Here is a 20,037-nt window from a genome sequence, read left to right on the forward strand (position 1 = left end):
AACCATGCAGTATGGATCACGATGATGGCGATCACATTCGCGTATGGCTCGTCGAACGGACGTACTCTGACGACGAACAAAACCTGATCATTCTCACCTACGCGACCCCTGACGGGAAATACTACTTCCGTAAGGAACGGGCACTCACTTCATTCACCGACGCCCGAGATACCACCGTTGCCGTCGACGCCGATCCTCGAAACGTTGGCGTCGTCGATGATCCCGAACTTCAAGAGCAATACGCCGCCGAAGCCCGCCGTATGGCCGATGTTCATCGGCCTGACGACGCCATCTAACTCGCCGTTCTCGTTTCGTCGACGAACACCCATTGTGGAGTACGAACCTCGGCAGGCCCGATTCACTCGGGAAGCAAGGCCTATTAGTTAACAAATTGAAATTAAGCTATGACAACCACCGACACCCTTGTTCGACTGCTCGTCCTTATTGTCGCGGTCGTGCTGCTCGTTCCGTTCCTGATGATGCTCCTTATGGCTCCGATGATGGGAATGGGGTGGTGGGGACCGTGGGGTGATCCAGGGATGTGGGATGGAACGGGAGTATGGTGGCCGAGGCTCGTGATGCAGGGGTTGTTCCTGCTCGTTCTCCTCGTCATCGGGTATCTAATCTATTGGGGATTCGTTCACTCGAGTCATCGAGAGAGGGATGCTGCACTCAGAGAACTCCGTATGGCGTACGCTCGGGGCGACCTCTCCAACGAAGAGTTCGAAGAACGCCGTACCCGCCTCCAGCGTGAAGAGTGAACAGAAGAGCGAACAGCGTACGGAAATCCAAGCGTTCACTGGGTATATTCGAAGACTCTTGCCATTCCCAACTCCATGTGGTACGTGTGATGGCAGTGGAATAGCCAATCACCCGGATTATCGGCCAAGAAATCGAGCTGAACGCGCCCCATTCGAGGTGGGACCATCACCGTGTCCTTGACCGCGCTTCCTACCTGGAAGAAATGACCATGGAGGTGCATCGGGTGGATCATCGTGCTTCGATTGAGCAGTCGCACACGAACGTGGTCGCCTTCCCGGATGTGAAGAGGGTCTGCATCGGGGTAGACCTGTCCGTTGATCGTCCATCGCCCTGGTCTCCCCATACCGTCTGTGAGGGTTAGATCGAACGTCTGCTCCGGACGTCCATCGATTCCATCGATCGGAGAAACCGCGCGAAGATCACGGTAGGACAGTTCTCGACCGCTTGATTGCGGTCGGTCTATCGAATCGGACTCCGTGACCCCTTCGTACTGGACGATCGCTTCCGCGGGTGACTCATCTCCCTCGATGGGGATGGCTTGAATTGCCCAGGTACCTGGATTCTCGGCTTCGATAAGAACGTCGTATCGTTCGCCCATGCTGATCGGAAACGAGTCGACAGTCACAGGCTCGACAGGGCGACCATCTGCATGCGTGACCGTGAGTTCGTGACCACCGATACCGACACGATAGGTCGTCGCACTGCTTGGATTGATGAACCGAAGCCGTACTCGCTCTCCTTCTTCGACCGACAGCACATCAGGATCCGTCGGCAGACGACCGTTGAGTAGCAATCCGGCGTATGGCGGTCGTCGACCCTGCATCATTCCGGGCCCGTGTGGTGGATCCCCTTGATCACCGTTCCGAGGACCTCGACCGGGGCCTCGACCATCACGAGGACCGGAGCCGTCAGGACCAGGTCCCTCCCTTCCCTGTCCGAATTCGAGGCGTGGCTCCTCCGGTAGATAGTCGTCGAGAAGGAACGTATACTCCCGATCGTAGTCGACGTGCGGGGTCTCTTCTTCGACGATAAGTGGCCCCGACAGCGCACGATCGAGTTGTAATCCGACATGGCTATGATAAATATACGTGCCGGCTGGACCCGCCGGGTACGAGTAGGTGAACGTCTCGCCTGGTTCGATCGGTTCTTGCGTCACACCTGGAACGCCGTCCATCTCGTTGGGGAGCGGAATCCCGTGCCAGTGGACCGTCGTTCCCTCCGGCAACTCGTTTTCGACCTCGATCTGTAGCTGGTCGCCTTCTGCGACTCGGATCTCCGGTCCCGGATACTGGTCGTTGTAAAGCCAGGTTTCGGACTGTTGATCCGCGCCGACGTCGAGTTCGCCCACCATGGCCGTGAGAGTGAAGTTCTGCTCTTCGCCCGTCTGTGCGACTGGTCCGGAGGACGATGACGTGTCGCCTGGATTTCTGTCTGGAGGTAGGTTTTGCATACCAGTACAGCCAGCCACTACCGCTATGCTCCCACAACTCGCTTGGAGGAATCGCCGTCGAGTGAATCTATGAGGGATGGCCATCTATGAATAGAGGCGATAGACATCAATAAACTTATTATAATCCAACAACCATATAGAGAGTACGACTTAGGCGAGGTGATCGATAGTCTATGGGACTTCACTACCCGTATTCCTCGAAATGATTTGACATGTAATAGAGAGATGGAGGATCGATTCGATCACTACACACCCTGTACTTACCGTTCATTAGATAGTCACAGGGAGGGTGTGCGAACCGTTCCATGACACCCTCCCAGAATCTCGGACAACTGGCGGAGTAACGATTGTAGCGATCGCAATCGTAGAGTAACGTATGAGCCTTTTCGAAGTGGGTATTCCACTTATCGTCCTATTTGTCGTGTTTGGACTGACTGTCGGTATCCTCTTTGGGTTCTTCGGGATGGGTGGGAGTTTCTTCGTTACCCCTGCGCTTCTCGTTCTCGGACATTCCGCCCCTACTGCCGTCGGAACCGGACTCGCATTCGTCTTCTGAACGTCACTCACTGCGACGATTACGCATCGCGGCCTCGATCATATCGATTATCGACTCGGTTTCCTGTTAATTCTCGGAATGACGACCGGCATCGAGATCGGGGGACGAGTATTACTGCTTCTGGCGGATATCGGACTCGCAGATATAGTCGTCAGTCTTCTCTACGTCGTACTCCTCGCGTCAATCGGTGTGTTCGTCATCCGTGACGGACGACATCCCGCGATCGGAGACGAGAGTTCTGTCGAGAACCCGTCGTCTCTCTCCGCTCACCTCGAACGAGTCACCATCCCGCCAACGGTCACCTTTCACAATGACGTTACCCTCTCCGTCTGGGTGGTGCTTCCGATCGCGTTGGTAGTCGGCAGTCTGTCCGGGTTCCTCGGTGTCGGTGGTGGATTCTTGATGGTCCCCGCGCTCATGTACGGCCTGGCGATGCCGGGAGCCGTCGCCGTCGGTACCGACATCTTCCAGATTACTGTCTCCAGTGCGTACGGGGCATTCGTTTATGGCCAGCAGGGAGCGATTCATTTCGCCATGCTGGTTCCGTTGCTCGTCGGCAGTACGGTCGGAACTCGTATCGGTGCCGTTCTCACCGACTATCTCGACGACGCGGAACTCAGGACGACCTTCGGCGCTATGCTACTCATTGGAAGTGTCTCGGTGGCCAGCAAAACTATCATCTATACGTACGACATAGAACTGCTGCATACGTTTAGTTTGACGCTCCTCCTTGGGGGTGCGCTGCTGATGAGCGTGATCATCCTCTACCTCGGGGTGCAAAATATACGCGAAGAACGATCTGCTCTGTTTTGATCAATTACTGATCACGTCCGGCTACGTGAGGCACTCCATTCGCAGGGTAGTGCCTAGTTGCCTGTTCATCACTTTCTCGGCGGGAGTGCGGTTAATGAGCGCTTGATTCGGTCGTTGCGTGTAATAGTAGTGGACGAAGGCGGTGAGCCAGCGCCCGCCTGATCGTCGTGCTCCGCTCCTCGCCGAGCAGGTCGGCCACTTCGTCGAGCTGCTCTCGCTCGTTCTCCGGAATGCGAGCGCTGATCGAGGGCATATACGATATACTACAACGCATTCGAGCAAGTACGATTCGGTCGAGGGCTCCGAAACGGCCGGGGCCGCGAAAAGCCGTTCGCGGACGAACGTCCCCGAGCGCGCACCCGCACCGTGTCGCTTATTCGCCGTTCGGCCGTACCGGGAACCGATGGCAGGAGCCGAGATCAACGACGGCGTCGTGCAGGACGCGAACGAGCGCGGCGAGAAGCTGCTGCCCGGGGACTTCCTGCTCTGGATCGAACGCGAGCACGCCGAGGAGGCTCCCGGCGTCTCCGAGGAGCTGTTCCGGGGGTACGAGGAGGCGCTCTCGGAACAGCCCGCCTCGTTCGAGCCCGGCGAACTCCGCTCGTCGCTGGAGGAGACGCTCGTCGACTCGGAGACGTGGGTCGACGACGAGACGGTGTACGACCTCGGTGACGACCGGATCAGCACCTTCCCGGCGACGTGGCACGACCGCCTCCGCGACTCCGACGACCTCCGGGAGTACGTCGCGGTGATCGAGAACGCGACGATCGACGACGAGATCGCGACCGGCGGGCGCGGCCCGGGCGTCCCCGAGGGGCTCCTGCTCGACGCCGCGAGCGTGATCGGCGGGATCGACCGCGAGGTCGCGAAGGAGCGACTCGAACGCCACCGCGACGACGGGGCGCTCATCCAGGACGCTGACCAGCACCCCGACGCGCGCGTCTATCTCGGCGAGGAGGTACGGGACATGCGCGATCCCTGGCTGGAGTGAAGCCCCCGTAATCGGGATCCGAGGCGCCACACGGAGCCGACCGCGACCGAGGCGACCGCGTTCGTCGCGACGTCCGCGGCGCTCGCCGTCCGGTGTGGGACCGTCAGTTGAACGAGTTCCATTCCCGTTCCTAGCAGGACCGACGCCCCCACTGCGACGGCAACGGCGACACCGGTCGTCGGCCGGAGGGCGAGGAGGAGCAGTCCCGTCACTCCGCCGTAGGCGAGCAGGTGCAGCAGCCTGCTCGGTCCGACCGGCTCGATGACCCCGGAGTCGGGAACGAGGTCGAACGGGAACGGGACGACGGAGTAGTAGACGATCGCCCCCACGGCGACCGAGAACGCGAGGAGACCGACGGCGCGTGCAGCTCTCATCGTCAAACGTATACGATATAAATATATAATTTAAACGGTAGTTCCGTATCCGTCACGGGACGCCCCTCCCGGCTCGAACGAGCGAGCGATCGGAGCGACGAAATAGAAGGATTATACGCTGCGCCCGCCCAGTCCGGGCAATGAGCGAGGCTGCGCCGGGGCGTGCGTTCGTCCCAGGCCACGTGACGGGCTTCTTCAGCGTCCACGAGGACGAGGACCCGATCCGGGCGGGATCGAGAGGTGCGGGACTGACGCTGACCGACGGAGTCTCCGTCCGGGCAGAACCCGCCGGGGAGCGGTCGGTGACTCTGGAGGGCGAGACGGTCGATATCGACCCCGTCGAACGGGTGCTCGACGCGCTCTCTGTGACCTGCCGGGTCGAGGCGGAGAGCGACCTCCCGATCGGCGCCGGCTTCGGGACCTCCGGCGCGATGGCGCTCGGGACGGCGCTGGCGGCCAACCGGACGTTCGACCGGCGGCTCTCGGCGAACGAACTCGTCCGTCTCGCCCACGGCGCGGAGGTACTCTCGGGCACGGGTCTGGGCGACGTCGTCGCCCAGGCACACGGGGGGATCCCGATCCGACTCGAAGCCGGGGCACCACCGCACGGCTTTCTCGACGCCGTCCCCGCCACCGCCCGGATCGAGTACGTCACCTTCGGCGAGCTCGCGACCGAGGAGGTGCTCTCGAGCGAGACGGAGACGCTCTCCGCGGCCGGTGCGAGGGCGCTCTCGGCGCTCGTCGAGGAGCCGACACTTCCACATCTGATGCTCGTCTCCCGCCGGTTCGCCCGCGAGGCTGGGCTCCTGACCGAGCAGGTGAGAGAGACGATAGAGGCGGTCTCCGAGGCGGGGGGCGAGGCCTCGATGGCGATGCTCGGCCGCACGGTGTTCGCGCTCGGTACCGGGCTCTCCGACGCGGGCTTCGATCCCTCCGTCTGTCGGACCCACCCGGCGGGTGCGACGCTCGAGAGCGAGTGACCGATCGGTCGGCTTTTGTCCCTCGGCGGGCCACCCTCTGGCGTGAGCGACGAACCGGTCCCCGCGGAGGTCGACTCCGAGGAGGAGATCCCCGAGGAACACCCCCGGTACCAGGACCTCGTGACGAGACACCGAATCGAGGTGGGCGTCGAGAAGGGGATCACCCACCTCCAGGGGATGCACGCCGAGGGCCGGGGGAGCGCGTTCGACTACCTGCTCGGCGAGCGGACGATCGAGAGCGCGAGGGAGGCAGAGCGCGCGGCCGCCGCGGCGCTCCTGCTCGCGGAGCGTCCGGTGATCTCGGTCAACGGCAACGTCGCGGCGCTCGCACCGAGGGAGACCGTCGAACTCGCCGAGGTCGTGGGCGCGGCGATCGAGGTCAACCTGTTCAACCGCACGCCCGAGCGGCTGAACGCGATCGTATCGCATCTTCGAGAGCACGGGGCCGAGGAGGTGCTCGGACTGGCCGCCGACGCCAGCGTACCAGGGCTGAACCACGAGCGCGCGAAGGTCGATAGAGAGGGGATCTTCGCCGCGGACGTCGTACTCGTTCCCTTAGAAGACGGCGACCGAGCGGAGGCGCTTTCGAAGCTTGGGAAGACCGAGATCGTGATCGACCTCAACCCCCTCTCGCGCTCGCCGCAGGTGGCCGACATCCCGATCGTGGACAACCTGATTCGGGCGCTCCCGAACGTGACCGAGCACACCCGTTCCCTCCGAAACGCGTCCGAGGCAGAACTCGAGGCGATCGTCGAGGGGTTCGACGCCGAGGCCGCGCTCGCGGACGCGGAACACGTGATCCGGACCGGACTGCGGTAGCGACGTCAGTCGAACCCACTCACGAGGGTCACCAGCCACTGTGCCGGGTCGTTTTCCGCTCGAAGCTCCACCCGCTCGACCCACTTCACCCACTGGAAGCCGCGCCGACCGGGCGCGACGAGTCGAACCGGGGCGCCGTGGCCGTGGGTCAGCCGTTCGCCGCCGATGTGCGTCGCGAGCAGCGCGTCGCGAGCCTCCTCGACCGGGAGGCTCCACCGATAGCCGGTCACCGAGACGAACCGGATCCACTCCGCCTCGTCTTCGATCTCTACGCTATCCAGCAGGTCGCCGATGCGTATACCCCGCCAGTTCTGAACCGTGTACCAGCCGCTCGTACAGTCGAGCACCGCTCGTCTCTCCGTACGGGGATCGACCGCGTCGTACGGGAGCGAGAGGGGACGGTCGACCAGTCCGGTCACCGAGAGCGTCCAGCTATCGGGATCGATCGGGTCGGGATCGTCGGCCACCCAGGAGGTGATCGGGAAGCTCCCGTTGCCCTCGCCCCCGACGGGTCGGGAGCCGGTAAAGCGCCGGTCTGCACCCGGCGTGTCGAACGTCTCCGCGAGCGTCTCCTGCGCCCGGACGACGAGCGCGCCGGCGGCGAACAGTCCCGCGTACCGGATCGTGTCCCGTCGGTCGGCGAAGTCCGTTCTCTTCGGCACGCGAAACCGCGTGCTCATGTGCGCGAGGACCAGCGGGACGAGCGCGAGGCCCAGTCCGACGTGGACCGAGAGGAACGTCCAGTAGAGCACTCGCGACTCGACGGAGACGAGACCGAGCGCCCAGGCGACCCCCGTGACGAGGGCCCCGATGGCGACACAGGCGGTGAGGATCGAGAGGGCGGTCGATCGCTTCCATCGCTCTCTGTGTCGGATCCGGTGTCGCACCCGGTAGAGCTTGAAACCGAGCAGGAAGGCGAGCGTGATCCCAGCGACGCGGTGGAACCAGAGCACGTACCATCCATCGGGAGTGCCGACGGTAAACGAGAGCAGGCCGCTCGCGACCTCCGCGACGACGAGGACGAGGATCGACCAGTCCACCAGCCGCGGTGGCGGGGCGAGTCGGGCGAAGAGCACCGACGTTCGCATACCCGTCGTAGGGGTGGGAAGGGTAAGAGGCTCACTCCGACCGGGCGAGGCGGACGACCCGCCTGAGTGAGGGGCTCAACTGCGCGGCGATCTCCGCGTCGTCCTCGGTGAACGCATCGGTCGCGACCAGTACCCCGGCGTAGGTCGCGTAGACCGCGACCGGGAGGACGGTCGCGGTGAGAATCGTCGTGGGGACGAACAGCACGACCAGACCGCCGGCGATGGCCGCCGGAATCGCCGCGAGGAACACCTTCCCGAGGTCGGTCGTGAAGGGGTGGACGCCGTGGAAGTAGTACGCCTCGGCGAGCGCGGCGAGGCCGGTGATCGTGAGCGCGCTCGCGGTGCCGATCGCGGCACCGGTGATGCCGATCCGCGGGACCAGCGTCACGCTCACGACGAGGTTGGTCGCCAGCAGGATCGTCGTGTTGACGAAGACGAGTCGGGCGTAGCCGAGCCCCTGGAGCAGCGTGCCGTCGGGGCCGCCACAGGAGGCGTTTATGAAGTAACCGACACAGAGGATGATGACCGCGGCGGTCGCGGCGGTGTACTGCGGGGTGAACACCAGCGAGAGGAACTCGGGTGCGCCGAGCGCGATGGTGAGTCCGAGGGGTAAGGTGAGCCCCGCGACCCAGCGCGTCGCGGTCCGGTACCGCTCGGTGACGGCCTCGTCGTCGTCTTTCGCCTCCGCGATCAGCGGCTTGAAGATCGGGGCGACGGCCGAGAGGAAGATCATCAGGTTCGCCGCGAGCGCGTAGCCGACGCGGTAGATGCCCACCTCCTCGCTCGAGAGGAAAAAGCCGATGACGAAGTAGTCGATCTGGCCGAGGAAGACGTAGATGATGCCCGCGAACGCGAGCGGGACGGAGTAGGAGAGAAGCGGTCCCGGCGAGACGAGCGTCGTCTCCGCCGCGAGTATCTTCGGTGCGTTTCGGTAGAGCAACACCGCTCCCGCGGTGATGGCGACGAGCAGTCCGATCAGGTAGCCGCCGACGACGCCCAGCAGGCCGAAGCCGACCAAGAGGAGGAGCGTCGTCGAGAACAGCCGCACGGTGGGACGGATGATGTCGCGCTGGTAGACCCGGAACCGGAGGCGTTTGATCGCGCCGAAACTCGTGAGCAGCGCGTTGTTGATCGCGAGAAACGGCACGGAGATCGCGAGCAAGAGCAACGCGGCGGCGAGCGCCGGCTCGTCGAACGCGAGCGCGATCCGGTCCGCGTTGAAGAAGATGAGCGCCGCCACCACGGTCGAGGAGATGAGCATGATCGCGAACACCTCGACGATGACGCCCTTCGCGCGGCCGTAGTCGTCCTCTGCGATGTACTGCGGGGCGAAGTAGTCGATCGCCTTCGGCAGCCCGAGGTTCGCGAACGCCTGGACGAAGAGGATGATCGAGGTCGCGAGGATGAACAGCCCGTAGACCGAGGGACTCACCAGTCGGGTGATGATCGCGACGATGAGGAAGCCGAAGACCTTCCCGATCAGGTTGCCGGCGAAGGTGATCGAGCCCTGTTTCGCCATCGTCGCCGTCGAGGTGTCCTCGGGGGGGAGCGTCTCGTCGGCCGGCTCCGACGACGGCGGGCGCGGGTCGAGCGGCGAGCGTTCCTCGTCGCTCGGTCCCACCATCGGTGATCAGAGGCTGGTCGCGACGTCGACGCTGTATCCCCGGACCTCGGCGGCCTCGTCGCCGTAGTGCGGGTACTCGATGCGGAACTCCCATCGCCGTCGTTCGGTCACGTCCTCGATGCGCTCGACGGTCGTGTCGAGCAGGTCGTCCTCGGCGTCGTAGAACTCCGCGCGCACCTCGACGTAGCGGATCTCCTCGTCGCCGATGATCTGTGCGACGCCCTCGACCGCGACGGTCTCCTCGTCGGTCCCCTGCCCCTCTCTCACCAGCTCGCTCTCGACGATCCGCACGCGCTCTTCGGGGTCCGGCTCGGCCGGCCCGTCGGTCGGGCCGAAGTTGCCGAGACAGCCGGTCACCGCCGTCAGGAGGGTGGCGGACCCGGCCGCGAGCAGCCGTCGCCGGTGCATACGTTCGCTACGAGTCGCCCCGTGAAATACACACCGACAGCTATGTCCGGGCTCCCTACCGCGACCGTGTCCGCCCTTCGACCGTCTCCGAACGTTCGGCAGGGAAACCACGGGAGCGGGCTTCGATGAGCTTTCCAGGGGTCCCGGATCTCGGCGAGGAGTGGTCGCTCGTCGTGCGCGAGCGCGAGACGCTGTTCGCGCTCCCGACGAGCAGCGTCCGCAGCTACACGCTCCTCTACGAGGACGAACCGCTCCGGGCGGCGGTCGCCCGGGAGGTTTCCGAAACGGGGGATCACCCGTGGCGTTTCTTCTTCGCGACCCGGCTGGAGTTCCTCCCGCCGCTCGCGCCCGGTATCGGTCCCGCGAGTATGTACCCGACGGTTCTCTCGGAGGCACGGCGAAGCTTCGCGGAGGATGTGAAAGAGCGCGGGTTCACCGACGTCGATCGAAGCCGGGGAGAGGGGATGCGGACCCGGGCGGGAGAGCGTACGCGGCTGACGAAGTACACCGCCCGGTTTCCGGTCGCCTTCGCCGACGCGCCGATCCCTGTCGAGGCGTGGCTCGCAGTGTTCGTCGTCGGAGCGGAGTTCCGTCTCGCTGGCGGCGCCTTTCCGACCTCGCTCCCGGTCGCCGTGGAGGTCGACCGGCCCGCGTACCGGAACGAACTGCTCGACGCGACCCGACGTGTCGCCCGAGGGCGAGTGGGCGGATCGGATAGTCCGGTTGTACACCTCGATCATCGCAACCCCTTTCTACCACGCAACGATATCACTCGGTGGTATGAGTCAGTACGAACCGTTCAGCGACGTGGGCGAGGCGGACGTGACCCGGGCGATCGGCCAGGAGTGGACCGAGGAGTTCATGGACTTCTCGGACTCGGACGTGATCGTCGTCGGCGGCGGCCCCTCGGGGCTGATGGCCGCGAAAGAGCTGGCCGAGCGCGGTGTGAAGACGATGGTCGTCGAGAAGAACAACTACCTCGGCGGCGGGTTCTGGCTCGGCGGCTTCCTGATGAACAAGGTGACGGTGAGAAGCCCCGCCGAGGCGATCTTGGGGAACCTCGACGTCGACTACAAGGCCGCACAGGACACCGAGGGGCTCTACGTGGCGAACGGCCCGCACGCCTGCTCGGCGCTGATCAAAGCCGCCTGCGACGCCGGCGCGAAGACCCAGAACATGACCGAGTTCACCGACATCGTGATCCGCGAGGACCACCGGGTGGCCGGGATCGTCATGAACTGGACCCCGGTCCACGCGCTCCCGCGAGAGATCACCTGCGTCGACCCGGTGGCCGTGGAGGCGGATCTGGTGATCGACGCGACCGGCCACGACGCGATGGCGGTCACGAAACTCGACGAGCGCGGCGTGCTCGACGCGCCGGGGATCGGCGACGCGCGCGAGCGAGGGACGGTGATGGATGGGACCGACGGCGAGCAGTACGGCGCGCCCGGACACGATTCTCCCGGGCACGACTCGATGTGGGTCGGCAAGAGCGAGGATGCGGTCGTCGAACACACGGGTCTCGTTCACGACGGCCTGATCGTGACGGGGATGGCGACCGCTACCACGTACGGCCTGCCGCGGATGGGCCCGACCTTCGGCGCCATGCTCGTCTCCGGAAAGCGTGCGGCGCAGGCCGCGATCGACGAACTCGGCGTCGACGCCCCCGACGTGCAGCTCACGAGCAGTGCGACACCGGCCGACGACTGAGCGCGGACATCCTCTCGCTACTGCAGGCCGACCACTTCGGCACAGGAGGGACACTCGGCGTACGCGGCCCGTTCTCCCCGTTTCTCGTACTCGATGAGGACACGGCTCTGCGGGATGACCGACTCGCAGGACGGGCAGACGCCGGTCGATGAGCGGTCGACGGACATAGTTGGCGGAGTCCGGTACGAACGGGTCGGTGCTCCGCGTGTCATACACTTTCTACTGGGTGATGAGGGCGATCCGTGTGTGCTGAAAGTGAACCCCGATTCGATCGGTGCAGCCCGAATACACTCAGGCTCCCTCGCGCCTTCCGAACGCGAACAGACACGTCGGTACATGACCCGCGTCCCGCGGCGAGAGGTGATCCGAGACCTCGCAGTCGTAGAACGTGAGGCCGGTCCCGCCGAGGTCGCGGTGGGCGTACGTCGCAAGGTAGAGCCGGCCGAGGGTGATCCCCGCCTCCAGTTGGGCGAGCCGGTAGCCGCGGTTCCCGAGCCGCTCGACGATCCTCTCGACATCCGCCATCAGGTAGACGTTCACGTGCGCTGCGCCGGCCCACGTCTGGTCGAGCGCGAGGTGTGTCTTCGTCCGCCGGTCGACCTCCCCGAGTCGCTCCAGTTCGCCCTCCGTCGGATGGAACCGGTAGGTGCCGTCGGGGACCCCCTCGACGCCGGCGACGAGCGCGTAGACGTCGTTGTACCGGAGGCCGTCGGCCTCGCACCGGTTCCAGTCCGCCGGCACGCCGCGAGTCGCCCGGTCGAGGACTGTACCGAGCTTCCGTCGGCCGACCGCCTCGCCCGAGAACTCTCGACAGGAGCCGCGTCTGACGATCGTGTGGTGGAGCGGACGCGCGGACGCGGTCCCGTGACCGACCGGATCGAGGGCGACCCGGTCGCCATCCTCGTCGTCCGTTCTCACCGACGTTCCGATCGATCCGGCTTCGAGACAGCGCTCTCGCCACTCTTCGACGGTGTTTCCGCCGTCCAGCGTGCTCTGTCTCCATGCGTCCGGGATCAGCGGGTACTCGACGACGCGCTCCGAGAGCGGCTCCGTCGCGGGGTCGATCGGCGTGACCTCGATCGCCTTCGGAGCGGGCTCACCGTGGCCGATCGTGACGGCAGCGAGTGGTGCCTCGTGCTCCGGATCGACGCCGAGGAGCCCTGAGAGCGCGTCGTCCGCGAACGCGGTCACGACCTCCGCGCGGCGGTCGAGGGCGTGGGCCGCTGCGAGCAGGTTCGCGAGCACGGTCCCCGAGTCCCAGAAGGCGTGGCGGTAGGTCCGTTCCCTGTACTTCCAGGCGTTTCGCCACCACGTCGACGTCGCGACGACGGTCGCGGGAGCGTCCACTACCGGCGGGTAGTCGCCCGCGGCCTCGGCGACCACCCCTCGGTAATCCCCCTCCCGGAGCACGTCGAACGAGAACGTCCGCGGGTCGAAGTGGTAGACGCCGGCGTCGAGGCCACCGCAGTCGCCACAGACGAGGTAGAGGTCGACGTGGTAGAGCTTGCCCGTACAGGAGGCCGCCCGGAACGCCAGCTCGCGTCCGTCCGCCGTGACCGTCTTGACGACCCCGTTCGCCTCGTAACAGAGCGTCGCGAGCGTCTCGTGGTCGAGCGCTCTCGGCGAAGGCTGTTCGGCGTCCGCGAGCGGATCGGCCGCCGCCTCGGAGACGGCCGAGAGCACCGGTGCTATCGGCACGTGAACGGACGACAGCGCCACCCTCGGGAGGTCGGTGTAGAGCTTGTACGGCTGCGGACGGTTCGAGAAGTCGAGTTCGAACCCCTCCTCGCGAACGCTCTCCGGGCTGTGGTTCGTCCGCTCGTGGTACTCGCGGGCGTCGACCATACGGGACGTGTGCGACGGCCCGACGGATAACACCTCGCCAGGGTAGGGCGGGGGGTTGAAGACGGACCTCCATGTCACTCGTCCGTTCGGGACGCCCTCTCGCTCACGATCGTTCATTCCCGACAACACTTAAGGGTGTGCCGCCGCTATTAACTCGTGTATGAGTAAGAAACTGCACCAGCTAGCGACCCGCGTCCCGACCGGCCGACGAGTTCGACGAACGATCGCTCACTCGCCCGATTTCCCCGAGTCTGACGACCGGCGTGAGGACGGGCGACCGGCGGTCCGCATCGCCCCCGGCGGCTCGCTCACCGGATAGCGAACGGATCACGAGTACCAGCGCGGCTCCTTTCTTCGCGATCCGTTCCGACCGAAACCGTTTCACGTAGTGGTACCACTACGTGGACCATGGTCGATCGCGTCACGCTGTACCGCGCGCCGACGACCGTCTGCGACGTCGACGCTCTCGCCGGCTGGCTCGACGCGCGGATCGACGCGAGCGTGGAGGTACGCGGTCGATTTCTCGATCGCTTTTCGACACCTGACCTCGCCGAACGGTTCGCCGCGGCGCGCGTGCGCTCGCCCCGCGAGCGCGAGACGGGCAACACGCTGCTCGGGACGATCCGGTACGAGGAGCGTGCCCTGGAGGACCCCGACCGGGCGGGCGGCGTGCTCTACGACGGCGTGGCGGTTCAGCGAACGCTCAACGCCGCACTCCCGGAGGGGAAACGCGACCTCTCTCGCCTGCACGTCCCGGTGCTCGACCGCGCGCTCGCGACCTGGGGCGACCACGACGGCCGCTGGCACAAGCGGGTGACCGTCCTCGGCCAGCCCGCGCTCGTCTCGGTTCCAGGTCTCTACGAGGCGCCCGCCAAGCCCGAGTCGTACTACAAGGAACAGCAGCGTCGGGCGATGGTCTCGGGTGACGTTCCGCCTCGCGAAGTACTGGAAAGCGGCGTCACCGGCGAGTTCCTCGTCGCCGAGGACCCACGGACGACGGAGGCGCTCCGTGGCTACGTCCTCCAGGCGGTCGCGTATCTCGAAACGGGCGAGGCGTTCTGCGACGACGAACACTGTCGGCTGTATAACGCACACCGCCAGCCGGCGCTGATCCGCGCACAGCTCGAGGAGCCGGAGTTCTGTCCGGGGCACGCGGAACGGTACGGGTGAGACACGATCCGGAACGGATGTCGCGGCGTTTTTGTGGCTGTCCGTCGCTCGTTCGGTGATGACAGACCGGACGTTCTCCTACGAGTACCCGACCCGCTTTCGCGACATCGACGCGATGGGCCACGTCAACAACGCGGTCTACGCCACCTACCTCGAGCAGGCGCGCGCCGACCTCTTCGACGAGCTATTCGACGCAGACCTCTCGGCCGTCCCGACCGTGCTCGTCCACCTCTCGATCGACTACGAACGGCCGATCCAGTTGGGGGAAACGGTACGGGTAGAACTCACGATCGACTCGATCGGCACGTCGAGTCTCGAGATGTCCTACGAGGTGAAAACGGGGGCGAGACGGGCAGCCCGAGCGGAGACGGTGCAGGTCTTCATCGATAGGGAGACCGAGGAGTCGGCGCCGATCCCGGATCGGTACAGAACGCGCCTCGAGGCGCTCTAGACGGTTCCCGCGGAGATCCGGACGATACCCCAGGCGTGGTCCTCCTCGACGACCGAGCCACACCGCCCCGCGAGCGTTCCGTGAGCCTCGGCGATCCGCTCGTCGAGTTTCTCGGTCGCCGAGCGCTCGAATCCACGGCGGCGCGGCCCGGGCGTCGAGACGAGTACCAGCCCCCGGAACGGCGCGTTCACGACCGGCCCGTACCACCGACGGCTCCGCGCGGCGTTACAGAGCACGATCCGCCCCCCCGGCGCGAGCGCGTCGATCCACCGCTCGACCTCCCTCCCCGGCTCCGCGAGCATCCCGACGACGAACGACGAGAGTATCGCGTCGGGTTCGATTCCGAGTGGGGGCCGGGTGACGTCACCCCAGATGAGGTGGACGTTCTCCCAGCCCTCGCGATCGACGCTCTCTCGTGCCCGGTTGAGCACCCCTCGCGTGAAGTCGACGCCGATCACCACCCCCTCGGGGCCGACGCGCTCTCTGAGGTACGGGAGGTTCGCGCCGGTCCCGGTTCCGAAGTCGACGACCGTGTCGCCAGGTTCGAGTGCGAGCAACGAGGCCGTCCGCTCCCTGAGCCCGCCGACGCCCGGGGTCGACCGTGCCACGAGGTCGTAGAGCAGCGCCCACCGCCCGTAAAAGCGCTGTGCGGCGGTCGTCCCGCTCACGGCTCGCCCTCCGAGAGCAGCCGGTCGCGGACGATCGCCGCGGCGGTCTCCGCGTCGGACGCGAGGACGTAGGTGATCGCCTCGACGCCGAAGCCCCCGGTCTGTGCGAGGACCTCCGCACCTGGCTCCGCCTCGATCGCCTCGCCGATCGCCTCGCCGATCGGCCGTTCGCCGTCGAACTCGACGACGGTGTGTCCGCCCTCGGCGAGCCGGGCGACGATCGCGGGGTCGTATCTCACGTTGAGCGCCGCGCGGGCGCCGCTACCCGCGTCCCTGACGGCGAGCAGCACGCTCGCGACGTGTTCGCTCACCCCGAACTCCGGGCTACCGGGGATCGTTGTCCGCCCCTTCACGTCGAAGATCCGCCCCGGGACGCCCGCGACGTCGTCGACGGTCTCCGCGCCGGGCGTGCACTCGACGAGGTTCGAGCCGACCGCCGGGATCAGCCCCGCGAAACCGCTCGCGTTCTCGAGGGTTCGGAGCCCCCGGCGGACGGACGACCGCACACGTTCGGCGGTCATCAGCTCGCTCTCGGCGTCGTGGATGCGGAACTCGCCGTCGTACTCCGCGAGTTCGGGCATCGCCTCCTCGTGGAGCCGAGCGATCAGGTCGCCGCGCGCTTCGAGCCGGCGGATGAGCACCTCCGTGTCGGCGAGCGCGCCGACACGCGTCGTCGTTCCCTCCGCGAGACCGTCGGCGACCTCCGCGACGAGTTCTCGAACTCGCTCGTCCGAGAGGACCTCCTCTCGCTGGGCGACCTCGCCGTGGGCGTACTTCGAGACGGCGCTCTGGCTGATCCCGAGCGCATCGGCGACCTCGCTCTGGGTCAGTCCCCTGTCCCGCAACGCCTCCGCGAGCATCGAGCGAAAGGTCGGCAGGAACTCGTCGACGACCACCTCCTCCGCGAACCTCATCGGCTCGTCACCCACTTCCCGTTCTCGTCCATGCCGGGACGCTCGCTCCGTTCGGATACGCTCGCGGGTCGCTCCACTCGGCTCTCGCGCTGCTCGCAGGCCGGTGGCTCGCTCGCACGGTTCGAGGCACGCACTGCGTCTCCCGCGATACCCCGTTCGCCGTTTCGAGGGCTCCCGTTGGTCGAACTCGCGCTCCTCGCGAGTCGCGGCGTTCCTCGCTCGCTCATACCGAGACGCTCGCTCCGCTCGCGTCTCGCGCTCATTGGTCACCTCCGAATTCAGAATCCCCCTGGATCCGCGACGCCTGCGGCCCCGCCTGGTCCTGGTACTTCGATCCCCGATCGGAGCCGTAGGGGCGTTCGGCGGGTGTCTTCAGTTCGGTAAACGTGAGCTGTGAGATCCGCATCCCGGGGGTGAGCGCCACCGGCGCGCTCCCGAGGTTCGAGAGTTCGAGCGTGATCTGGCCCCTGTAGCCCGGATCGCAGAGGCCCGCGGTGGCGTGAACGACGACCGCGAGCCGACCCAGCGAGGACCGACCCTCGACGTGCGCGATCAGGTCCGGGGGGATCTCGACGCGCTCGACGGTCGTCCCGAGGACGAAGTCACCGGGGTGGAGGACGAACTCCTGGCCGTCCTCGACGACGGTCTCGCGCACGTACTCCGAGACCTCTCGCTCGCTGTCGGGGTGGATACAGGGGATGTTGGTGCGCTGAAACTCGAGGAACTCGCGGCCCAGTCTGAGATCGACGCTCGCGGGCTGGATCTGGAGGTCGGGATCGGAGAGCGGCTCGATCACGAGCTCGCCCTCGGAGAGCCGACGAGCGATGTCCGCATCGGAGAGGATCATGTGCCACCCTCCGCCGCGGGAGGGGTAAAGCTTCAGGATCTACGCCAGACCGATCAGCAACCAGAGAAGCGCCACCGCGCCCGCGGCGAGTCCGGCCCGAGCGATCGGAATCCCGTGGACGTGTTTCAGCCCGTAGGTCCAGACGTACGCCTGCCAGGCGGCGACGAACAGGGAACCGAGCGTCGCCCGCCAGGTCGCCCCGTCGGTCGTCGCCTCGAGATCGGCGACGATCGACTCCGGGCTCCCGGTGAACGTGGTCCCGCGGAGCGCGACGTAGACGTCGACGAGCGCGACCGCCACGGCGAAGAGTTCGGGAAGCATCCCCCAGGCGGCCATCGCGACGGTGTCGCCGAAGTCGCCGTCGCCCCCGGCGAGCCGCCCGACGAGGAAGAGGACGGCTCCGGCGACCGGCCAGACCAGGAGGCTGCCGACGAAGACCCACGGGAGGAAGCCCACGAACTCCTCCCAGACGACCTCGCCGACGTCGATCTCGATCTCGTCGGGTTCTTCCTCACAGGCGTTCCCGAACGCGGAGTTGGGGTCGTCAGCATGCTGGTCGCAGACCCACTCCGGCGGCTGGTTCGGGTTGTCGACCGTCTCCGTTGCGTCGATGCTCCCGGTGAACAGCCAGCCGACGCCCGCGAGCCCGGCGGTCATCCCGACGGCGACGACGAGGGCGATCACGAACCCGGCCGCGAGGCTCGTTCCGACCCGTCGCTCGCGGAAGAAGCGATCCGGTCGGGCCAGCGCGTCGCGTACGAGCACGAGGCTGTCGGGGACCATACGGTGAGATCCAGGGAGAGGGATAAGTCCGTTCTGGCCGTCGATCGGGCTGTCGGGGCCGGTCCCGTCGGAAGCTTTCGCGCGCCAGCCCAACGTCTATCCGCACGCTCGTCGTCAGTTCTACCGCTATGTCGCTCACCGAGACGCTCGGGGAGATCGAGCACCTCTCCGACGAAGGGCGAGAGTGCGCCGAGAACTGCCTGCGCGCGGCGCAAGTCTGCGAGTGGTGTGCGGACGCCTGCGTCGACGAGGAGGGGATGGAGCGGTGTATCCGGCTCTGTCGGGACGTCGCCGACATCGCGACGCTCCACGCCCGACTGATGGCCCGTGACTCTACCTACAGCGGTGACCTCGCGACGGTCTGTGCCGACGCCTGCGAGGCGTGCGCCGAGGAGTGCGAGGGTCACGACCACGACCACTGCCAGCTCTGTGCGGAGGTCCTCCCGGAGTGCGCCGAGACCTGCCGCGAGATGGCCGACTGAGAGCGGGCTGGCGGGCGGGGGAGACGAGGGATTCTTTAGCGCGCGCCGGGTTCCTCGGGGCATGAAGCAGGCCATCGTCGCCCGGGCCGACCTCGGGATGAGCCCCGGAAAGCTCGCCGCACAGGTCGCTCACGCCTCGCTCTCGGCCTACGAGAAGGCCGACCCGAGACGCCGCTCGGAGTGGAAGGGCGGCGGGCAGAAGAAGGTCGTCCTCAAGGCCGACGGCGAGAAGACGATCCACGAACTCGCGGACCTCGCCCGCCGAGAGGGCCTGCCCCACGCCGTGATCCGCGACGCGGGCCACACCCAGCTCGACTCCGGAACGGTGACCGCGCTCGCGGTCGGCCCCGGTCCCGACAACCTCGTCGACCGGATCACGGGCGAGCTGAAACTCTACTGAGCCACGCCTTCGACGAGCCGGCGGAGCTGATCCGGCGGGATCGCCCCCGCCGCCGCGTGTCCGCCGGAGACGAACGTCGGCACGCCGGAGATCCCCCGTTCGTGGGCGGCCGCGAACGCCCTGTCGAGTCGTGCGTCGAGGTCCTCGTCCGAGAGCGCCGACGCCACCAGGTCGGGGTCGACCCCGCACCCCTCCGCCAGCTCCGAGAGCACCGCGGGATCGCCGACGTCCCGTTCCTCGTGCCAGAGCGCGTCGTAGATCGCCGCGTGAAACGCCTCGAACGTCTCCTCCCCCCTCTCACGGACGGCGAGCGCAGCGGCGTGTGCGTTCCGGGAGTCGACCTCGCGGGCGAGCGGCCGGGCCATCTCGACGTCGTATCGCTCCGCCAGCCGCTCGACGTTCCGTCGCGCCTCGGCGAAGTAGGCGTCGTCCTTGCCGTCGTCTACGGAGTGATCGATCGCCCCGTCCGGGCCGCGCTTTCCCGCGCGGAGGTCGAACGGTCGCCACTCCACGGTCAGCGGGCCCTCCCTCCGTTCCAGGTACCGATCCAGCGAGGCCTTTCCGAGGTAACAGAACGGACAGACGTAATCGGCGTAGACGACGAGTTCTCGTTCGCTCTCCATGGCTCCGCTACGGGCTCGCGCCCGAAAAGGCCACCCGATGCGAACTCCGTTCGACACCCCCGGTCGCGACGCCCGATCGATCGGTGCAGTTCCCTACGTTCGATCGGTGACCTCCCGGGCGATCGGACGGGTTCGATCGCCGGCAGGATCTGGTTTCTCTCCAACAACACTCCGGTCTCCGGTTCGACGGGTCCGACGGCTGGTACGTTCGGCCGTCCGATCGTATCCGGTGTCGAGGGTCGAAATCGGCAGTCACTCGCTGGGTCGCCACCGGTGGAC

The 20,037-nt window shown here is 66.2% G+C and carries 25 protein-coding genes and 1 pseudogene; 12 read left to right on the plus strand and 14 right to left on the minus strand.

Annotation, left to right across the window (positions count from 1 at the left end):
- Positions 1 to 11 precede the first annotated feature (11 nt).
- Positions 12 to 296 carry a hypothetical protein gene (locus V2L32_RS09155; protein ID WP_331236186.1) on the plus strand — a complete coding sequence of 95 codons (285 nt, stop codon included), beginning with the start codon at positions 12 to 14 and terminating at the stop codon, positions 294 to 296.
- Positions 297 to 404: 108 nt separating this feature from the next.
- A complete protein-coding gene (locus V2L32_RS09160) occupies positions 405 to 761 on the plus strand; it encodes an SHOCT domain-containing protein (protein ID WP_331236187.1) in 357 nt (118 codons plus the stop codon).
- Between the two features lie 35 nt (positions 762 to 796).
- On the opposite strand, the gene V2L32_RS09165 is transcribed toward V2L32_RS09160, so the two are convergent.
- Positions 797 to 2,113 carry a multicopper oxidase family protein gene (locus V2L32_RS09165; RefSeq protein ID WP_331236188.1) on the minus strand — a complete coding sequence of 439 codons (1,317 nt, stop codon included), beginning with the start codon at positions 2,111 to 2,113 and terminating at the stop codon, positions 797 to 799.
- A 475-nt stretch (positions 2,114 to 2,588) separates the two neighbouring features.
- On the opposite strand from V2L32_RS09165, the gene V2L32_RS09170 reads away from it, so the two are divergent.
- The 3 genes and pseudogenes from V2L32_RS09170 (at position 2,589) to V2L32_RS09180 (ending at position 4,572) form a co-directional block, all read left to right on the plus strand.
- Positions 2,589 to 2,768, plus strand: coding sequence for a hypothetical protein (locus tag V2L32_RS09170; RefSeq protein ID WP_331236189.1), 180 nt, complete (start codon positions 2,589 to 2,591; stop codon positions 2,766 to 2,768).
- A gap of 12 nt (positions 2,769 to 2,780) precedes the next feature.
- Positions 2,781 to 3,581: pseudogene (locus V2L32_RS09175) on the plus strand (sulfite exporter TauE/SafE family protein); the annotation flags it as partial.
- Between the two features lie 403 nt (positions 3,582 to 3,984).
- Positions 3,985 to 4,572 carry a hypothetical protein gene (locus V2L32_RS09180; RefSeq protein WP_331236190.1) on the plus strand — a complete coding sequence of 196 codons (588 nt, stop codon included), beginning with the start codon at positions 3,985 to 3,987 and terminating at the stop codon, positions 4,570 to 4,572.
- On the opposite strand, the gene V2L32_RS09185 is transcribed toward V2L32_RS09180, so the two are convergent.
- Positions 4,524 to 4,946 (minus strand): VanZ family protein, encoded by a 423-nt coding sequence (locus V2L32_RS09185; protein ID WP_331236191.1) that lies wholly within the window; start codon positions 4,944 to 4,946, stop codon positions 4,524 to 4,526. The two genes, V2L32_RS09180 and V2L32_RS09185, sit on opposite strands and share 49 nt — an antisense overlap.
- 140 nt (positions 4,947 to 5,086) lie before the next feature.
- On the opposite strand from V2L32_RS09185, the gene V2L32_RS09190 reads away from it, so the two are divergent.
- Together V2L32_RS09190 and V2L32_RS09195 are read left to right on the plus strand one after the other, a co-directional pair.
- Positions 5,087 to 5,926 (plus strand): pantoate kinase, encoded by an 840-nt coding sequence (locus V2L32_RS09190; RefSeq protein WP_331236192.1) that lies wholly within the window; start codon positions 5,087 to 5,089, stop codon positions 5,924 to 5,926.
- 42 nt (positions 5,927 to 5,968) lie between these two features.
- Entirely contained in the window at positions 5,969 to 6,745 is a 777-nt protein-coding gene (locus V2L32_RS09195) for a 4-phosphopantoate--beta-alanine ligase (RefSeq protein WP_331236193.1), read from the plus strand.
- Between the two features lie 5 nt (positions 6,746 to 6,750).
- Here the strand turns inward: V2L32_RS09195 and V2L32_RS09200 are convergent, their stop codons facing one another.
- Genes V2L32_RS09200 through V2L32_RS09215 form a run of 4 tightly spaced genes read right to left on the minus strand, consistent with a single transcriptional unit; the run spans position 6,751 to position 10,605 of the window.
- Positions 6,751 to 7,833 (minus strand): molybdopterin-dependent oxidoreductase, encoded by a 1,083-nt coding sequence (locus V2L32_RS09200; RefSeq protein WP_331236194.1) that lies wholly within the window; start codon positions 7,831 to 7,833, stop codon positions 6,751 to 6,753.
- Between the two features lie 31 nt (positions 7,834 to 7,864).
- Positions 7,865 to 9,457, minus strand: coding sequence for a flippase (locus tag V2L32_RS09205; RefSeq protein ID WP_331236195.1), 1,593 nt, complete (start codon positions 9,455 to 9,457; stop codon positions 7,865 to 7,867).
- A gap of 6 nt (positions 9,458 to 9,463) precedes the next feature.
- Positions 9,464 to 9,865: an FxLYD domain-containing protein gene (locus V2L32_RS09210; protein ID WP_331236196.1), complete on the minus strand. Its 402-nt coding sequence runs from the start codon at positions 9,863 to 9,865 to the stop codon at positions 9,464 to 9,466.
- Positions 9,820 to 10,605 carry a hypothetical protein gene (locus V2L32_RS09215; protein ID WP_331236197.1) on the minus strand — a complete coding sequence of 262 codons (786 nt, stop codon included), beginning with the start codon at positions 10,603 to 10,605 and terminating at the stop codon, positions 9,820 to 9,822. Before V2L32_RS09215 ends, V2L32_RS09210 begins: the two co-directional genes overlap by 46 nt.
- 40 nt (positions 10,606 to 10,645) lie before the next feature.
- Between V2L32_RS09215 and V2L32_RS09220 the strand changes: the two genes are divergently transcribed.
- Positions 10,646 to 11,575 (plus strand): sulfide-dependent adenosine diphosphate thiazole synthase, encoded by a 930-nt coding sequence (locus V2L32_RS09220; RefSeq protein WP_331236198.1) that lies wholly within the window; start codon positions 10,646 to 10,648, stop codon positions 11,573 to 11,575.
- Between the two features lie 17 nt (positions 11,576 to 11,592).
- On the opposite strand, the gene V2L32_RS09225 is transcribed toward V2L32_RS09220, so the two are convergent.
- Complete coding sequence (locus V2L32_RS09225; RefSeq protein ID WP_331236199.1) at positions 11,593 to 11,742, minus strand: DUF7837 family putative zinc-binding protein; 150 nt, start codon at positions 11,740 to 11,742, stop codon at positions 11,593 to 11,595.
- A 124-nt stretch (positions 11,743 to 11,866) separates the two neighbouring features.
- Positions 11,867 to 13,420, minus strand: a complete 1,554-nt coding sequence (locus V2L32_RS09230) for a SagB/ThcOx family dehydrogenase (protein ID WP_331236200.1) — start codon at positions 13,418 to 13,420, stop codon at positions 11,867 to 11,869.
- A 408-nt stretch (positions 13,421 to 13,828) separates the two neighbouring features.
- Between V2L32_RS09230 and V2L32_RS09235 the strand changes: the two genes are divergently transcribed.
- Positions 13,829 to 14,590 carry a DUF7001 family protein gene (locus V2L32_RS09235; RefSeq protein WP_331236201.1) on the plus strand — a complete coding sequence of 254 codons (762 nt, stop codon included), beginning with the start codon at positions 13,829 to 13,831 and terminating at the stop codon, positions 14,588 to 14,590.
- Positions 14,591 to 14,648: 58 nt separating this feature from the next.
- Positions 14,649 to 15,041, plus strand: a complete 393-nt coding sequence (locus V2L32_RS09240) for an acyl-CoA thioesterase (RefSeq protein WP_331236202.1) — start codon at positions 14,649 to 14,651, stop codon at positions 15,039 to 15,041.
- Here V2L32_RS09240 and V2L32_RS09245 read toward each other — a convergent pair.
- The 5 genes from V2L32_RS09245 to V2L32_RS09265 are packed head-to-tail and all read right to left on the minus strand — an operon-like array spanning position 15,038 to position 18,253.
- Positions 15,038 to 15,709, minus strand: a complete 672-nt coding sequence (locus V2L32_RS09245) for a class I SAM-dependent methyltransferase (protein ID WP_331236203.1) — start codon at positions 15,707 to 15,709, stop codon at positions 15,038 to 15,040. The genes V2L32_RS09240 and V2L32_RS09245 overlap by 4 nt on opposite strands.
- Positions 15,706 to 16,623, minus strand: coding sequence for a thiamine-phosphate synthase family protein (locus tag V2L32_RS09250; protein ID WP_331236204.1), 918 nt, complete (start codon positions 16,621 to 16,623; stop codon positions 15,706 to 15,708). Before V2L32_RS09250 ends, V2L32_RS09245 begins: the two co-directional genes overlap by 4 nt.
- Positions 16,620 to 16,886, minus strand: coding sequence for a hypothetical protein (locus V2L32_RS09255; RefSeq protein ID WP_331236205.1), 267 nt, complete (start codon positions 16,884 to 16,886; stop codon positions 16,620 to 16,622). The genes V2L32_RS09250 and V2L32_RS09255 overlap by 4 nt, the downstream gene beginning before the upstream one ends.
- Entirely contained in the window at positions 16,883 to 17,470 is a 588-nt protein-coding gene (gene dcd, locus V2L32_RS09260) for a dCTP deaminase (RefSeq protein ID WP_331236206.1), read from the minus strand. The genes V2L32_RS09255 and dcd overlap by 4 nt, the downstream gene beginning before the upstream one ends.
- Before the next feature lie 39 nt (positions 17,471 to 17,509).
- Positions 17,510 to 18,253 carry a Yip1 family protein gene (locus tag V2L32_RS09265; RefSeq protein ID WP_331236207.1) on the minus strand — a complete coding sequence of 248 codons (744 nt, stop codon included), beginning with the start codon at positions 18,251 to 18,253 and terminating at the stop codon, positions 17,510 to 17,512.
- Between the two features lie 128 nt (positions 18,254 to 18,381).
- Here V2L32_RS09265 and V2L32_RS09270 point away from each other — a divergent pair, with 128 nt between their 5' ends.
- Together V2L32_RS09270 and pth2 are read left to right on the plus strand one after the other, a co-directional pair.
- Positions 18,382 to 18,735, plus strand: a complete 354-nt coding sequence (locus tag V2L32_RS09270; RefSeq protein ID WP_331236208.1) for a four-helix bundle copper-binding protein — start codon at positions 18,382 to 18,384, stop codon at positions 18,733 to 18,735.
- A 61-nt stretch (positions 18,736 to 18,796) separates the two neighbouring features.
- On the plus strand, positions 18,797 to 19,135 hold the full coding sequence (gene pth2, locus V2L32_RS09275; protein ID WP_331236209.1) for a peptidyl-tRNA hydrolase Pth2: 339 nt from the start codon (positions 18,797 to 18,799) through the stop codon (positions 19,133 to 19,135).
- Here pth2 and V2L32_RS09280 read toward each other — a convergent pair.
- On the minus strand, positions 19,129 to 19,758 hold the full coding sequence (locus V2L32_RS09280) for a DsbA family oxidoreductase (RefSeq protein WP_331236210.1): 630 nt from the start codon (positions 19,756 to 19,758) through the stop codon (positions 19,129 to 19,131). The two genes, pth2 and V2L32_RS09280, sit on opposite strands and share 7 nt — an antisense overlap.
- Positions 19,759 to 20,037 lie beyond the last annotated feature (279 nt).

Source organism: Halalkalicoccus sp. CGA53 (assembly GCF_036429475.1).
Taxonomy (GTDB): domain Archaea; phylum Halobacteriota; class Halobacteria; order Halobacteriales; family Halalkalicoccaceae; genus Natronorarus; species Natronorarus salvus.